This is a genomic window from Halostella sp. PRR32 (assembly GCF_034808085.1).
In the GTDB taxonomy this organism is placed as follows: Archaea; Halobacteriota; Halobacteria; order Halobacteriales; family Natronoarchaeaceae; genus Halostella; species Halostella pelagica.
Genome location: NZ_JAXHGL010000002.1, coordinates 891883 through 906158, shown reverse-complemented (window position 1 = coordinate 906158; position 14276 = coordinate 891883). Strand labels below are relative to the sequence as shown.

The window sequence follows — 14276 nt, the reverse complement described above, 5'->3', positions numbered from 1 at the left end:
GTCCGGGGCCTGTCGGTCGGCAGCCTCCGGCACTACTACGCAACTGCAAAACCGTCCGCGGGCGGGGCGTGATTCGATGCCGACGCCTACGCCTGCACGAGGTCGAACGGCGTGCCCTCGTCGCCGTCTTTGGCCTCCTCGTAGACGACGCGGGCGGCGGCGACGTCCTGGATAGCCAGGCCCGTCGAGTCGAACACTGTTACCCCGTCCTCCGCGGTGCGACCCTCCTTCTCGCCGACGACGATCTCGCCGATCTCGCCGTAGAGGTCGTCGTCGCCGAGGGTCCCATCGTGCCAGGGGACGTTGATCTCGCCGGAGTGCGTACACTGTTCGTGGTCGTCGATGACGAGTTTCGACGACAGGAGGATCTCGTCGCTGAGTTCGTGTTTGCCCTCTGCGTCGGCGCCCATCGCGTTGACGTGGGTGTGTTTGCCCAGGTCAGAGAGCGAGACGATCGGGTCTCGGACGGGCGTCACCGTCGAGAGCACGTCGCAGGCGGCGGCGTCGGAGATAGAGCCTTCCCGGACGGTAAAGCGGTCGCCGAACTCGTCGCGGAAGGCGTCGATCCGGTCGGAGTCCTTGTCGGCGACGACGACCGTCTCGATGGGACGGACCTCCGCGATAGCCGTCAGTTGCGTGTAGGACTGGACGCCCGCGCCGACGATCCCGAGGGTGGTCGCGTCCTCGACGGCGAGGTGGTCGGTCGCCACCGCGGCGGCCGCGCCCGTCCGTTTCATCGTCAGCGTCGTCCCGTCCATCACCGAAAGCGGGTAGGCCGTCTCGGGGTCCGAGTAGATCATCGTCCCCATCACGGTCGGCAGGCCGTGGTCCGCCGGGTTGTCAGGGTGGACGTTCACCCACTTGATCCCGGCAGCGTCCCAGTCGCCGGCGTCCATGTACGCCGGCATCGACCGGAAGTCACCGTTGTATCGTTCGAGTTCGATGTAGGACTTCGCCGGCATCTGTACGTCACCGCGCTGGTACGCTCCGAACGCCTCTTCGACGGAGCGAATTATAGCGTCCATTCGCGCGTTTTCGTCGACCGCATCGCTGTTCAGCAGCAGCGTGTCCATATATAGCAAATATTGCAGTAGCTCACTTAGGTGAATCGGAACGGCTACAGATCGGCTAACGAAAGCGAAAATATCCGAAGAGAACCGTGTCGCCCGGCTACCGTACCGCCGCCGGGCGAACGCGACGCGTTAGTCGAGAACACACGTTCCCGTACGGTGATTCGTCCGAGCGGTCGCGGACGGACGTGGGTACCGGGGGGTCGACGGCGTCCGTGAAATCAGTCGTTGCCCGACTTCACATCGCGCCGCCCATGCCACCCATACCGCCCATGCCGCCCATGCCGCCGCCCATACCGCCGGGCGCGCCGCCGGGGCCGCCTGCGCCGCCGTCACCGCCGTCGTCGGGGTCGACCTGACCGCCGGAGAGGTCGCCCGCCGCGATGACGTCGTCGATGCGGAGGATCATCACGGCCGCCTCGGTGGCGGACTCGATGGCCTGCGTTTTGACTCGGAGCGGCTCGACGACGCCCTCCGATTCCATGTCGATGATGTCGCCCGAGTAGGCGTCCAGACCGGCGGCGGTGTTGCCGCCGTCGTGCTGGCTGCGCAGGTCGACGAGGGAGTCGATGGGGTCGAGACCAGCGTTCTCGGCGAGGGTGCGCGGGTTGATCTCCAGCGCGTCTGCGAACGCTTCGACTGCGAGCTGTTCGCGGCCGCCGACGCTGTCGGCGAACTGGCGAAGTTTCAGAGCGAGTTCAGTCTCGGGTGCGCCGCCGCCGGGCAGAACCTTCCCGTCTTCGAGCGTGACGCGGACGACGCCGAGCGAGTCCTCGATGGCGCGCTCGACCTCGTCGACGACGTGTTCGGTGCCGCCGCGGAGGATGAGGCTGACGGACTTGGCCTCGTCGACGTCCTCGACGAAGATGCGCTGGTCGCCGCCGACGTCCTTCTGGGCGACGCTGCCGGCGAAGCCGAGGTCGTCGGCCTCGATGTCGTCGAGGTTGGCGACGGAGCGAGCGCCCGTGGCGCGCGCGAGCTTCTCAGCGTCGCTGGATTTCACGCGACGGACCGCGAGAATGCCTTCCTGGGCCAGGTAGTGCTGGGCCATGTCGTCGATGCCGTCCTCTGCGAAGACGACGTCGGCTCCGACGTCGACGAGCTGGTCGACCATCTCCTTGAGCTGTTCCTCTTCCTGGTCGAGGAACTGCTGAAGCTGGTCGGGGTCGGTGACGTTGACCTCGGTGTCGATCTCCGCTTCCTTGACTTCGAGAGCGTCGTCGAGCACCGCAACGTCCGCGTCCTCGACGAAGTAGGGCATGTTCTCGTGGACGCGTTCCTTGTCGACAATGACGCCCTCGACGAGTTCCGAGTTCTCGATGGAACCGCCGACGACCTTCTCGACCTTGATGTTGTCCGTGTCGATGTCGTCGTCGTCGGCGACCGAGCGGACGGCGTCGACGACGAGTTCGGCGAGCAGTTCGCGGGCGTTCTCGGCACCCTTGCCCGTCATCGCCGTGGAGGCGATCTGGGTGAGAATGTCGGTGTCGTCCTCGTCGACATCGATGGCGATGTCTTCGAGGATGTTCTTCGCTTCCTCGGCGGCCTGGCGGTACCCCTGAGCCAGGGTCGTCGCGTGGATGTCCTGGTCGAGGAGTTCCTCCGCCTGACTCAGGAGTTCACCGGAGACGACGACGGCGCTCGTGGTGCCGTCGCCGACCTCGTTCTCCTGGGTCTCGGCGACTTCGACGATCATGTTGGCCGCCGGGTGCTCGATATCCATCTCTTTCAGGATGGTGACGCCGTCGTTCGTGACGACGACATCGCCCGTGGAGTCCACGAGCATCTTGTCCATGCCTTTCGGACCGAGTGTGGTCCGAACGGACTCGGAAACCGCCTGCCCGGCGGTGATGTTCATCGACTGTGCGTCCTTTCCGGAGGTTCGCTGGCTGTCCTCGGAAAGTACAATAAGCGGCTGATTGCCCATCTGCTGCGCCATATACAAGCTTTAGGTTGAATGTGATTCTATATAAAAGTACCGGAAAGAGGGCACAGAACCACCAAAGGGACCGCCACGGTTCGTCATGCCACGCCGTGTCAAGGACGGGGTTTATATGTCCGAGATCGGCCTATCCGGTGAACTGGTGGTACTCCATACCCTGGCGCTTGAGTTCGTTGTGCTTGCGCTCGAGGAAGGAATAAACGGAACCGTGGGGAGCGCCCTCTAAGATCATCTCCGCGGCCTCGCGGACGATTTCGACCTGTTGGGGAGTGCCGATAGCGCCCAGCGTCGACCCGTAGATGACGACGGACGCGCCGGTGAGTTCCTCCATCAGCTCTCGGGTCCGGCCGTTCTCGCCGATGAGCCGCCCCTTCTTTCGCTTCAGGTCGGTCTTGTTTCGGGCTGCGGAGTTGATGTCTATCAGGTCGAACATCATCATCTCGTCGTCCAGCAGCGTCAGCGCTTCCTCCGGCTTGAAGCCGCGACCGATGGCTCTGACGATGTCCGGCCCTTTCAGTCCGCTGATCGGGTCGCCCGTCTTGTCGATACTCACTGAGCCGTTCTCCGAATCGATGTCGAGGCGTACTTCGGCGCGGTTCTCGATCTCTCGCATCGTCTCACCGCCCTCGCCGATGAGCACGCCGATGCGGTCCTGCGGTATCTTCACGTGCTGCATGAGAGGGTGTAGGCGATGTGCCGTTTTAAGGGTTCGGCAAGGGGGCAGTCCGAAACGGGACCGGTGTACGTTCGCCTGCGGGGTTACTCGACCAGACTCGACAGCCGGTGGTGACCATCCCGAAGCGGGGGACCGTGTCCGGGACAGGCGTATTCGAAGCTCCCGGTCCGATCGGAGAGTGACTGAATACTTTCCTCGACCTGTTTATGGTCGTAGCTCGTGATCCGGCCGGAGGGGCGGAGACTGTCTCCGAGTCCGTATGCGAGATCACCCAAAAACGAGGCGGAGAGTTCTTCGTGAACGTAGACTACGTGACCAGGTGTGTGTCCCGGCGCGTGATACGCCCGAAAGCCGCCGATCGTATCGCCGTCCTCGACGGCACGGATAGGGAGATCGGGGAGCGTGAGGCGTCGGTAGTACAGTCGGTGAAGGGCTTCGAGTCCGCAGCGGGCAGTCCACGGTGGAAGCCGGTCACCGGCGACGTAAGATACCTCCAATCGGTGGACGTACACTGGTGCGTCCAGAGCGGGCGTCAGTTTCGAGAGCGTGCCCACGTGGTCAGCATCGTAATGAGTCAACAGGACTCGGTCGATGTCCGACGGTTCGAAGCCGGCGTCACTGAGGCCGTCTCTCACGGTCACTTCGTCGCCGGGCCATCCGGCATCGACGAGCGTGATCTCCCCGTCATCGACGACGTACGCGTTCGGTTTATCCCGGGTCTGGCAATCGAGCTGCCAGAGACCGTCCGGTAACTGTACTGTCATTACTGACGGTTGAACGCGGGCCGTATTATCGTTTCCCCGGCCGGGGAACCGCGATACCTCGTGTGGGGTCGACGCCTACCCCAGCGGGTCCGCGCGCAACCGCTCGCGCTCGTCCTCTGTCAGCCGGTACAGTTCGAGTTCCTCGGGGAGGTCACCCAGCACCTCGCGGCGGCGCTGATGCGCGTCGAGGAAATCCGCGATGCGGTCGATGGTGCGCGCCTTCATCTCCCCGGAGAGCAACTCCCCGGAGCGGTACTCGCGGGCGAGGCGCACCACCTCGGCGTCGTCGTCCTCGAAAAAGGAGTAGAGGTACTGGTAGGCAACGTCCACGTCCGGATCGCCCCCGCGTTCTCGGTGTTCGTCGAGGCTCTCCCGTCCGCCCGAGTAAGCGTGTTTCTTGATCTTCCGCTCGACCGTCTCGCGGTCGTCGGTGAGCCGTATCGACGGCGCGTCGTCGGAACTGCTCATCTTCCCCGGTCCGCCCAGTCCGGGCAGGTACTTCGAGAGTAGAGCGCCGGGTTTGCGGACCTTGTACTTCGCTTTCGCGGCGACGTCGCGACACACCCGGACGTGGGGGTCCTGGTCGACGGCGATGGGAACGAGCGTGGGGTGTTCGCCGTGGACGAGTTGGGGTAACAGCAGGTGCGCAGTCTGCATCGCCGGGTAGAACGACTGCCCCACGTTCTCCGGGGTGCCGTACGTCGCGTCGACGGTGGCCTGGGTGATGTCGCCCGCGAACGAGGCCGCGTGCGGGTACAGCGCGTCGGCGTCGGCCGTGTCGATCACGATCCGCGTCCGGTCAGGGTCGAACCCGACGGCGAGCAGGTCGCGCAGGTTCTCCCGGAGATGCTCGCGGACCGCGTCGAACGTGAGGTCCCGCGTGAAGTACTTCTCGTCGTCCGAGACGGGGACGTACACGTGCGCGCCCGTCCGGTCCTGAACGTGTTTCGCGAAGTACAGCGGGACCACGTGTCCGAGGTGGAGCGGTCCGGAAGGGCCGATGCCCGTCACTATCGAGTGGGTGTCACCCCGTTCGGCCGCCGCGAGGAACGGATCGAGGTCCCGTTCGGCGTAGTAGACGCCGCGGCGGACGAGTGGGTGGGGCGGGTCCGGAAACCGTTCGATCTGGTCGTCTGTCAGTGCGTCCGCGCCGAACTCGTCGAGTAACTTGTCGTAGTCTGTGTCGTCTGGCATAGAGTCGTGGTCGGAGTCGCGGCTGGTCGAAAGCGGTGCGCGAGAGAAAGCGAGTGAGCGTCGACCGCCCGGGCGACGGGTTACGCCGCGCCGACCGAACTGCCGACACTGTCCGCTCCCGGGGTCGGCCAGCGCCAGCAGCGAACGGGAGCGGACCTCATCGAGCGGGAGTACGTACTGTTCCGTACATCACTGTTTTGGACGCCGCCCGAACGAAATCCAATTGTAGTCAAAGCAGAGACATCTCTGCATGACGACGAGCGTGGACGCGAACGACCCCGACGGGACAGTCGATCTGCCGGACGGGCGGACGGTCGCGTACGACGAATACGGTTCCCCGGACGGGGTGCCGGTGATATACCACCACGGGACGCCCGGGTCCCGGCTCCTCGGTGCCGCGTTCGACGACATCGCGGAGTCGAACGGGGTACGGCTGATCGCCCCCGACAGGCCCGGAACCGGACAGTCCGACCCGGTAGCGAACCGGAGTCTCGGCGGTTGGGCGGACGACGCCGTTGCGCTCGCTGACGGCCTCGGCGTCGACGAGTTCGGCGTCCTCGGCTTTTCCGGCGGCGGTCCACACGCACTCGCGGTCGCCGCTCGTCACCCCGAGCGCGTCGACCGCGTCGCGCTGGTAAGCACCGTCGGTCCGCCGTCCGCACCGAACGACGGTGCGGGACTGACGAGCAAGACGCTGGACGCGGTCGCTCGCCGGTCGTCGCTACTGACTGGCGCGCTGTTCCGGCTACAGGCGTTCGCCGTCGAGCGGTCCGACGCCGAGTCGCTGGTCGGGCAGTTCAGCGACCGGCCGCTCGCCAACTTCGAGGAACGAACCGAGCGACCGTTCGGTCCACTCGTCGAAGCCAACCTCCGCGAGGCGTATCGCCAGGGGAGCGCGGCCGCTGCTAGCGAGAGTCGGCTGTTCGTCCGCGACTGGGGGTTCGACATCGACGCTGTCGCCGCTCCGGTCCGTCTCTGGCACGGCGAGGCAGATACGAACGCCCCGCCAGCGGCGGCGGCACATCTCGCCGAACGGCTTCCGGACGCCAAACTGACTCGGCTCCCGAACGACGACCACCTGTCGGCGCTGGTCGAAAGTCGGGAGTCGGCAGTCGAATGGTTTTCCGACTGATCGGTGAGAGGGCTCGGCGACGGTCTACATAGGATCGGCGACGGTCTACATGGGGTCGGCGTTTACTGTACCGTCGGACGGAGGCCAAGACTGTCGACACCGAGTCGAATCTCGTCACGACGGTCCGTTCGACGGTATCGGTTTTCGGGAGACTCGATCAGTTTTCGCGAGGCTCGGAGTGTTCCTGCACGTACGCGAGCAGGTCCTCGCCGGACACCGGGAGTCCTTGCCGCGAGAAGAAGTTCGCGACGTTCTCGCAGTCGCGTTCGAGGAAATCGACGGCGTTGGGGTGGTGGATCGTCACCGCCTGCCCGACGTCGATGACGACGAGATGGTCGTCGTAGACGATGACGTTGTACTCCGAGAGGTCGCCGTGGACGAGGCCGGCGTCGTAGAGGCGGCGGATGTACTCCCGGACGACCTCGTATGCCGTCTGGGGGTTCTCGACGTCGACCTCCGCGAGACGCTTCGCGCGTTCGCCGTCGTGGCCCAGAAACTCCATGACGAGGGCGTTGCGCTGGACGGCGATGGGGTTCGGGACGCGGACGCCCGCCTTCTGGGCGCGTTTGAGGTTCGCGAACTCCTTTTTCGTCCACGCGAGGACGGTCCGTTTCTTGTCGCCGCCGAGTTCCTCGATGCGGGGGTCGCCGACGAGATACTCCCGCATGTCTTTGAAGTCGCTGGCGTTGATTCGGTACACCTTGATCGCAACTTCGCCGCCGCTACCGAGCGCGGAGTAGACGTTTGCCTCCTTGCCGGTCGAGACGGGGCCGCCCAGTGCGTCGACGTATCCGTCTTGAACGAGTTTGTAGAGGGCGGCGAACGTGGCGTCGTCGAACACCGACGCTTCGACCTTGAATCGCTCGCTGTTTTTGATCTTCTTGCGAAACTCGTCGAACTCGCGGTCGCGCTGACGGGCGATTTCGTCCGCCTCGGTGTCGGAAACGTCGAGTTCTTCCCACTCGTCGCCGGGGCCGTCTGCGTTCTCCTGGTCGACCAGTGCGTACTCGTCGTTCATCGTCGCACCGGCGGATCACCCGCTAGTCGGTCGTCGGGATACGGCGTCGCCATGAGAAGAGCTACTGAATGTGTCCTTCTTCGCGGAGCTGGTCAGCTTCCTGTTTCTCGTAGCGCCAGGTGATGTCCGCCTTCTCGTCCTGCCAGTCCCACGGTTCGACCAGCACGACGTCGTCTTCGCGGATCCAGATCCGCTTTTGCATTTTGCCCGGGATACGGGCCGTCCGTTCCGTCCCGTCCGCACAGCGGACTTTGACTCGGTTCGCGCCGAGCATGTTCGTCACTGTGGCGAACACCTCGTCCTCGTCAGGCATGCGAAGGTCTTTGCGCCCCTGGTTGTCGCTCATACGCGAGATAAGGTACGGCAGACCTTTAAATGCGCGGGAGACGGCCGCGATACATCGCCGGCCTTTAAGTGTAGACTCACGTCTTCGAACCCATGATAAAGAAACTCGGCGCTGTCGGCATAGTCGGTATCGTCGTCGTGCTTGCGGGGTTAGCGCTCGTCGCGTGGGAGAGTCAGATCATCGCCGCCGGACTGGCGCTCATGCTGCTCGGCTTCGTCCTCACGGTGAAAGCACTCGTCAGCAACCTGCTCTCGTCGTTCGGCATGGGCGGGATGATGTAACACTGCGGGAGAACCGCTTCGCACCCCCTTATTTTTACACCCCCCGTCGCCGCGAACGTTTTTGATCCCGCCCGTCGAAGCCGCGACCATGGAGAAAGTCTCGATCGACGACGTGGAACCGAGCACGTTCGATCCGGAGAACCGGACGCACGACCGTCGCGGCCTCACCGAGCCGCTGAACGCCGGCGACGTGGCCGTCGCGCGCTACGTCCTCGAACCCGGCGAGCGGTTCAGCGGCGCGCTCCACGCGCACATGGATCAGGAGGAGATATTCCTCGTCGTCGAAGGAGAGGCGACGTTCCGAACGAGAGAGGGCGAGGTCACCGTCAGCGAGGACGAGGCGGTCCGGTTCGCCACCGGCGAGTTCCAGACCGGCGGGAACGAGGGCGACGAGGATCTGGTGGCGTTCGCGCTCGGCGCGCCGCGGGAAACCGAGGACGTTCGCATCGCCCGAATCCCGGGCGTCGGCAACGTCGCCTGCCCCGACTGCGGACACGACAACATGCAGATTCCGGGAACCGACGGCGAACCGCTGGTCTGTCCCGAGTGCAACGGGGAGTTACCCGTGAAGTAACAGAGCGCCCGCCGGTCAGGACTGCAGTTGCTTGCGGCCCGGTTCGATCAGGCGGTCGAGGTAGTCGGCAAGCGCCGACTTCGCGTCCGCAGGGTGGAGTTCGCCGCTCTCCAGGTCGTCCGCGAGCGCTGCGTAGTCTCCGTACTCGAGGTTGCCGCCGTACTGGTCGGGGCGCTCGACGACGACTTCCTCGAACCGCGGGAACACGTGGTACTCGAATATCTGAAGGACCGGGTTCTCCCGCTCGTTGCCGTCGTCGTCCGGTTCCGGATCGCGCGTCGGCGGACAGTACGCCGAGTTGACCTTCTCCGCTAAGTCGTCGGCTGAGTCCTCCATGGAGATGGTGACGCCCTCGCTGCTCGACATCTTCCCCTCGCCCGTCGTCAGGTCGGCGAGGATGGGCGTGTGCAGACTGGTCGGCGAGTCGTAGCCCAGTTCCGGCAGGTTCTCGCGGGCGAGCATGTGGACCTTCCGCTGGTCTATCCCGCCCACTGCGAGGTCGACATCGAGATATTCGATGTCCAACGCCTGCATCAGCGGGTAGACGACGTGGCTCACCTTCGCCGTCTCGCCGCTCTGGATCTCGGCCATCGCGCGCTGGGCGCGGTTCAGCGTCGTCTCCACCTGCATGGCGTGCAGATCGAGTTCGTACTCCTCGTCCATCTGGTACGTGGAACCGTAGACGAAGTCGGTCTTGTCCTCGTCGAGGCCGTACGCGATGAACTGCTGTTGCATCCGCTCGGCCGTATCGCGGATCTCCTCGAACGTCCCCTTGTCGTTGAGGTAGGCATGGACGTCCGCGAGCAGGACGGTCACGTCGAAACCGGCCTCCTGCAGGTCGATGAGTTTGTTCGCGGTTAACATGTGACCGATGTGGAGGACGCCGGAGGGTTCGTAGCCGACGTACGCCCGCTTCACCTCGGGGCTCTCGGCCATCTCCTCCACCTCGTCCTCGGTGACCACCTCGGCCGCGTTCCGGGTGATCAGGTCGTACGTATCCATACCGAGAGGGTGGACGAGCGAGGGTTTCAACGCTACGGTGTTCGGCGAACGGGCGTCGGATCCGATCATTCCGAGTTACGGCCGGCGAGCGCGGTGAGGAGCGGACGCGACGAACCGTGCGACTCGGGGGAGGGCAGGCAGGCGCGACAAGAGAACGGTCCGCGAGCGAACCAGCGTAGCGAGTGAGCAAGCGGCTTTTTGATCGGCCATTTTTTGGAGGAGTGGTCGCCTTCGGCGACCCGACGAGAAAAAAGGTCGCGTTAGTCGGACTCGCCGCGGTCCGCCCGGTGTTCGCTGATTAGCCGGTCGAGTTCCTCGGCCTTGCGTTCCTTGCGCCGTTCCTCCGCGCGGTCCTCCCAGTCGTCGATGACGGCCTCGACCTCGCTCTCGCGGGCGACCGCGAGTTCGTCGACCTCCTGCATGGCCACGTCGTCCGCGGGGCCGACCGGGATCCCGTTCTCGAAGAGGATCTCGTCGGCGATATCGGAGATCGCGCCGCCGTTTTTGAGGACGACGCGTGGGTTCACGTCGACGAGTTTTTCGGCGGTGCTGCGGCCCGCGCCGCTTGCGTCCCGAAGGTAGATCACGTCGTCCTCCGCGAGGCCGTACGACTCGTTTGCCGCCTCTAGCGCGCCTCTGGTGAACTTCTCTACCGGTTTGACCGGAACGAGGCCCTTCTTCTCGGCCGCCACGTCGCTGAAGTTCGAGTGGTCGAGTTTCCACAGTTCCTTGAGGCGGTCGAGTTTCCCCTGGAGTTCCTCGTTGCGCTCGCGTTCTTCCGCTAATTCGCGTTCGAGGCGCTCGGTCTCGCGTTCGAGGCGGGTCACCTCGCGGTCCTTGCGGACCTCGCGGCGCTCCTCGCTGCGGGCCGCGTCGAGGTCGCTCTCCAGTTCGTCGATGCGGTCGTCTTTCTCCGCGACGGTGTCGTTCAGGTCCTCGACGTGCGCTTGCAGGCGCTCGACCTGCCGTTCGAGGTCTCGGATGCGCTTTTCCTCGGCAGTGAGTTCGCGGGGGGTGTGCTCGGTGGTCTCTTCCTCCTCCTCGGGGGTTTCGGTGAGGTCGTCGATAACCGACTCGACTGACTCGTCGCCTGCGATGACGCGGGCGGTGATCTCGCCGCGGTTCATCCGCGGCGGCACTTTCCGGGCGATGCGCTCGAACTGGTCCTCGTGGTCGTCGAACGCGAACAGCGCGGCGGCCATCGCGTCCCGTTCGTGGTCGTTGTCGTAGCCGATATCGCGGGTCCGGTGCTGTTTCTCGTCGACGGGGAGGTCCGACATCGGCGACCACGCCGCGGCGTCGAAACTGCGACGGATCTTCTCGACGGTCTCGGGCATCGGCGTCACGTCCGCGGCGACGAGCAGCGGTCGGCCGCGCTCGACTATCCACTCGATGACGGCGGCGGTGTCTGCGGTCCGCGTCGAGAGGACGTCGAGGACGCCACCGTCCAGGTCGACGATGGCGACGGCGGTCGTCGTCCCGGGGTCGATGCCGACGAGAACGTGGTCCCGTCGCTTGGCGAGCGGCCGGAACTCGATACCGTCGCGCCGGACGCGCTCGATCTCGGTCCGGGTGTCGCCGTTCCGCCGGCGGGAGACTGGGATGTCTTGCGGACGGGCCGTCACGCGGAAGACGGCGTTGGAGTAGCCGCCGTACTTCTCGGTTGCATCTTTCTCGTACTCCAGACCGGCGTCGTCGAGGGCTGACTCAACCTCGCGGGCCCGAGTACGGACCGCCCCGTGGATCCGACGGGTGAAGCGGTCCTCGCTCCACCCGCCCTTGCCGGTCGAGCGGCCGCGAGAGACCTTCACCTCGGTCGTGTCCGTGAATGCGGACACCTCCTGCCCGACGTTGCGGGCAGCGAGGCGGGCCGAGGCTTCCGCCTCCTGCATCGGATCCTTTCCGTAGGGAACGCCGTGCCTGCCGGCGACCCGAGAGAGTGGTTCCGGCTGTTCCGCGCCCGTGACCTGAACGAGGCGCGTCTCGTCCGGGAGTTCGCCGAGGAAATGCACGAGCGCGTCCTTGTCCTCCGCGAGTTCGTACATGTTGTCGGTCGCGATGATGTCCGGGCGCTCGTCCTCGATCAGGCGTCTGAGCTTCCGGTACGTGACGACATCGCGGTCGATGTCCTCGCCGTCGAAGACGACGAGCGCGTAAGAGGGAGCGTCGCCGCGGACGTCGCCGCTTTGCACGTCGACGCCGAAGACTACCGTGTCGAGGGCACTCGTGCGGGTACTCACAGGACGGCGTAAGGGAGTCACAGATATAAAAGACCGGGCGGAAGTCGGAAGACCTCAGTAGAGCGTCCCCTCAGCGACCGGAACGACGCGCCCACCGACATCGACGGCCACTCGGTCGTCGGGGCCGGAAGTGGCGTCCGAAGATCCCTCGTCGGCCCCGCTCTCCGCCTGGTCGACACCCTCTCTCGTCTCCGTCGTCTCGTCCATGGCACTCCTCGCCGTCGCCGCTTCGTCGGTCGCCCGGAGGCGAAGCAGCGACGGGCGGCCCATCTCGTAGCCCTGTTCGACGATAGCGTCGACCTCGCCGTCGCCGTGTCGGGCGAGATACGCCGCGAGACAGCCGTTGGAACTGCCGGTCGCCGGGTCCTCCGGAACGTCGTAGTACGGGGCAAACACCCTGTCGGCGTAGTCGTGGCCGTCGTCGCGGGGGTGAGCGCAGAACGCCAGCACGTTCTTCCCGTCGTGATCGCCGGTAAGCGCCTCGTATCCCGCCGGATCGACGTCGATCCGTTCAAGCGCGTCCCGGTCGCGCAGGGGGACGACAACCGTCGGGAGGCCGGTCGACACCCACTCGACGGGCAGATCCCCGCGGAGGTCGGCGGGAGCGAGACCGAGCGCATCCGCCGCCGTCTCGCGGTCGAAAGCCCGCCCGAATTCGGGTGCGCGCTGGGACATCCAGTACGTCTCCCCGTCGACGCGTACGGGAACGTCACCGACCTGCAGGTGCAGGGTCACCTCGTCGGGTCGGCGGTCGGCGAGGTGGTCGCGGATCACCGCCGCGGTGCCGAGTGTCGGGTGACCGGCGAACGGCACCTCGTCGTTCGGCGTGAAGATGCGGACATCCCAACCGTCGGCGTCGCAACCCGTGACGAACGTCGTCTCGGAGTAGTTCATCTCGTTCGCGACAGCCTGCATCTCGTCGGTAGAGAGATCGGCCGCCTCCTCGACGACGGCCAACTGGTTACCGGCGTAGCGCTCCGTAGCGAACACGTCACAGATATGGAATCGGTGAGACATACGGGGTTCACTGGCAGTTCGACCACTGACGAAAAAACGTTTTCCAGGGTGTGCGGTCGTCTCACATACCGTCGGTCGTCTCAGTGTCCGGGTACGGCACTTCGACGGTCTGTCCGTCGTCGGGAACGAACGCCTCGCCGTCGAACGTCTCCCGCGCCTGTCGTTCGTGGTCGGAAACGTCGCCCGCGTAGCGCGAGGAGATGTGCGTCATGGCGAGGCGCTTCGCGTTCGCCCGCGCTGCGATCTCCGCGGCCTGGCGCGCCGTCGAGTGGCCGGTCTGACCGGCGCGTTCGGCGAAGTCGTCAGCGAACGTTGCGTCGTGTACGAGCAGGTCAGCGTCCTCGGCCACCTCGACTGTCGCCGCCATCGGCCGGGTATCGCCGGTGTAGACGACGCGTCGGCCGGGCCGCGGATCCCCGACGACCTGTTCGGGGCGGACGACAGTTCCGTCCTCCAGTTCGACGGGTTCTCCCTCGTGAAGACGGCCGAACTCCGGGCCGACTGGGACGCCCAACTCCTCCGCCTTCTCGCGGTCGAACCGGCCCTTGCGGTCGTCTTCGACGATGGCGTAGCCGATAGCCTTGGTGCGGTGGTCGGCCTCGAAGACGCGCACCTCGTAGTCGGACTGTGTCAGCGCCACGTCGCCGTCGTCGACCTCGTTGACGCGAACCCCGAACGAGGGCCGCGTGTTGGCGGCGTACAGCAGGTCCTCGACCTCGGATCGCGTCCCTCGCGGCGCGTGGATCGCAAGCGGTTCCTCCCGGTCGTTGAAGTCCATCGTCTGGATCAGTCCCGGAAGGCCGAGAACGTGGTCGCCGTGGAGATGCGTGATGAAGATGTGCGAGATCGAAAAGCCGGTTCCGAACCGCATCATCTGGCGCTGAGTCCCCTCTCCCACGTCGAACAGCAGGCCGTCACCCTCGCGGTTGACCATCAGGCTACTGGGGTTTCGCTCGGTCGTCGGCACGGCCCCACTGGTCCCGAGGAAGGTGACGCGAATCGACATTGACGTATCGTCGG

General features: G+C 65.4%; 14 protein-coding genes. 3 read left to right on the top strand and 11 right to left on the bottom strand.

The genetic code is table 11. The features are described from left to right. Window positions 1-86: 86 nt before the first annotated feature. The 5 genes from SM753_RS09685 to SM753_RS09665 form a co-directional block, all read right to left on the bottom strand. Entirely contained in the window at window positions 87-1073 is a 987-nt protein-coding gene (locus SM753_RS09685) for an ornithine cyclodeaminase family protein (protein WP_323191429.1), read from the bottom strand. A 235-nt stretch (window positions 1074-1308) separates the two neighbouring features. Next, complete coding sequence (thsA, locus tag SM753_RS09680) at window positions 1309-2997, bottom strand: thermosome subunit alpha (RefSeq protein ID WP_138798584.1); 1689 nt, start codon at window positions 2995-2997, stop codon at window positions 1309-1311. 142 nt (window positions 2998-3139) lie between these two features. Beyond that, entirely contained in the window at window positions 3140-3688 is a 549-nt protein-coding gene (locus tag SM753_RS09675) for a pre-rRNA-processing protein PNO1 (protein ID WP_135536688.1), read from the bottom strand. Window positions 3689-3771: 83 nt separating this feature from the next. Further along, the gene (locus SM753_RS09670) at window positions 3772-4452 is read right to left on the bottom strand and encodes an MBL fold metallo-hydrolase (RefSeq protein WP_323191428.1); all 681 of its coding nucleotides are present in this window, start codon (window positions 4450-4452) and stop codon (window positions 3772-3774) included. A 75-nt stretch (window positions 4453-4527) separates the two neighbouring features. Continuing rightward, entirely contained in the window at window positions 4528-5646 is a 1119-nt protein-coding gene (locus SM753_RS09665; RefSeq protein ID WP_323191427.1) for a tryptophan--tRNA ligase, read from the bottom strand. 250 nt (window positions 5647-5896) lie between these two features. On the opposite strand from SM753_RS09665, the gene SM753_RS09660 reads away from it, so the two are divergent. Then, on the top strand, window positions 5897-6778 hold the full coding sequence (locus tag SM753_RS09660; protein ID WP_323191426.1) for an alpha/beta hydrolase: 882 nt from the start codon (window positions 5897-5899) through the stop codon (window positions 6776-6778). Between the two features lie 157 nt (window positions 6779-6935). On the opposite strand, the gene rio1 is transcribed toward SM753_RS09660, so the two are convergent. Next, entirely contained in the window at window positions 6936-7796 is an 861-nt protein-coding gene (gene rio1 / locus SM753_RS09655; protein ID WP_323191425.1) for a serine/threonine-protein kinase Rio1, read from the bottom strand. A 61-nt stretch (window positions 7797-7857) separates the two neighbouring features. Then, entirely contained in the window at window positions 7858-8142 is a 285-nt protein-coding gene (gene eif1A / locus SM753_RS09650; RefSeq protein ID WP_135536696.1) for a translation initiation factor eIF-1A, read from the bottom strand. A 92-nt stretch (window positions 8143-8234) separates the two neighbouring features. Here eif1A and SM753_RS09645 point away from each other — a divergent pair, with 92 nt between their 5' ends. Both SM753_RS09645 and SM753_RS09640 read left to right on the top strand, forming a co-directional pair. Further along, entirely contained in the window at window positions 8235-8423 is a 189-nt protein-coding gene (locus tag SM753_RS09645; protein WP_135536699.1) for a hypothetical protein, read from the top strand. Between the two features lie 88 nt (window positions 8424-8511). Beyond that, window positions 8512-8997, top strand: coding sequence for a cupin domain-containing protein (locus SM753_RS09640; RefSeq protein WP_323191424.1), 486 nt, complete (start codon window positions 8512-8514; stop codon window positions 8995-8997). A gap of 15 nt (window positions 8998-9012) precedes the next feature. Here SM753_RS09640 and SM753_RS09635 read toward each other — a convergent pair whose 3' ends face one another. The 4 genes from SM753_RS09635 to rnz form a co-directional block, all read right to left on the bottom strand. After that, on the bottom strand, window positions 9013-9999 hold the full coding sequence (locus SM753_RS09635) for a tyrosine--tRNA ligase (RefSeq protein WP_135536703.1): 987 nt from the start codon (window positions 9997-9999) through the stop codon (window positions 9013-9015). 260 nt (window positions 10000-10259) lie between these two features. After that, window positions 10260-12239, bottom strand: a complete 1980-nt coding sequence (locus tag SM753_RS09630; protein WP_323191423.1) for a DUF460 domain-containing protein — start codon at window positions 12237-12239, stop codon at window positions 10260-10262. A 54-nt stretch (window positions 12240-12293) separates the two neighbouring features. Then, the gene (locus SM753_RS09625) at window positions 12294-13256 is read right to left on the bottom strand and encodes a PhzF family phenazine biosynthesis protein (RefSeq protein WP_323191422.1); all 963 of its coding nucleotides are present in this window, start codon (window positions 13254-13256) and stop codon (window positions 12294-12296) included. Window positions 13257-13317: 61 nt separating this feature from the next. After that, window positions 13318-14262, bottom strand: coding sequence for a ribonuclease Z (rnz, locus tag SM753_RS09620; protein ID WP_323191421.1), 945 nt, complete (start codon window positions 14260-14262; stop codon window positions 13318-13320). Between the last annotated feature and the right edge of the window lie 14 nt (window positions 14263-14276).

Bases quoted from the DNA above. Each gene is read 5' to 3' on its own strand.
- SM753_RS09685 (WP_323191429.1), bottom strand. From the start codon at position 1,073: ATGGACACGCTGCTGCTGAACAGCGATGCGGTCGACGAAAACGCGCGA.
- thsA (WP_138798584.1), bottom strand. From the start codon at position 2,997: ATGGGCAATCAGCCGCTTATTGTACTTTCCGAGGACAGCCAGCGAACC.
- SM753_RS09675 (WP_135536688.1), bottom strand. From the start codon at position 3,688: ATGCAGCACGTGAAGATACCGCAGGACCGCATCGGCGTGCTCATCGGC.
- SM753_RS09670 (WP_323191428.1), bottom strand. From the start codon at position 4,452: ATGACAGTACAGTTACCGGACGGTCTCTGGCAGCTCGATTGCCAGACC.
- SM753_RS09665 (WP_323191427.1), bottom strand. From the start codon at position 5,646: ATGCCAGACGACACAGACTACGACAAGTTACTCGACGAGTTCGGCGCG.
- SM753_RS09660 (WP_323191426.1), top strand. From the start codon at position 5,897: ATGACGACGAGCGTGGACGCGAACGACCCCGACGGGACAGTCGATCTG.
- rio1 (WP_323191425.1), bottom strand. From the start codon at position 7,796: ATGAACGACGAGTACGCACTGGTCGACCAGGAGAACGCAGACGGCCCC.
- eif1A (WP_135536696.1), bottom strand. From the start codon at position 8,142: ATGAGCGACAACCAGGGGCGCAAAGACCTTCGCATGCCTGACGAGGAC.
- SM753_RS09645 (WP_135536699.1), top strand. From the start codon at position 8,235: ATGATAAAGAAACTCGGCGCTGTCGGCATAGTCGGTATCGTCGTCGTG.
- SM753_RS09640 (WP_323191424.1), top strand. From the start codon at position 8,512: ATGGAGAAAGTCTCGATCGACGACGTGGAACCGAGCACGTTCGATCCG.
- SM753_RS09635 (WP_135536703.1), bottom strand. From the start codon at position 9,999: ATGGATACGTACGACCTGATCACCCGGAACGCGGCCGAGGTGGTCACC.
- SM753_RS09625 (WP_323191422.1), bottom strand. From the start codon at position 13,256: ATGTCTCACCGATTCCATATCTGTGACGTGTTCGCTACGGAGCGCTAC.
- rnz (WP_323191421.1), bottom strand. From the start codon at position 14,262: ATGTCGATTCGCGTCACCTTCCTCGGGACCAGTGGGGCCGTGCCGACG.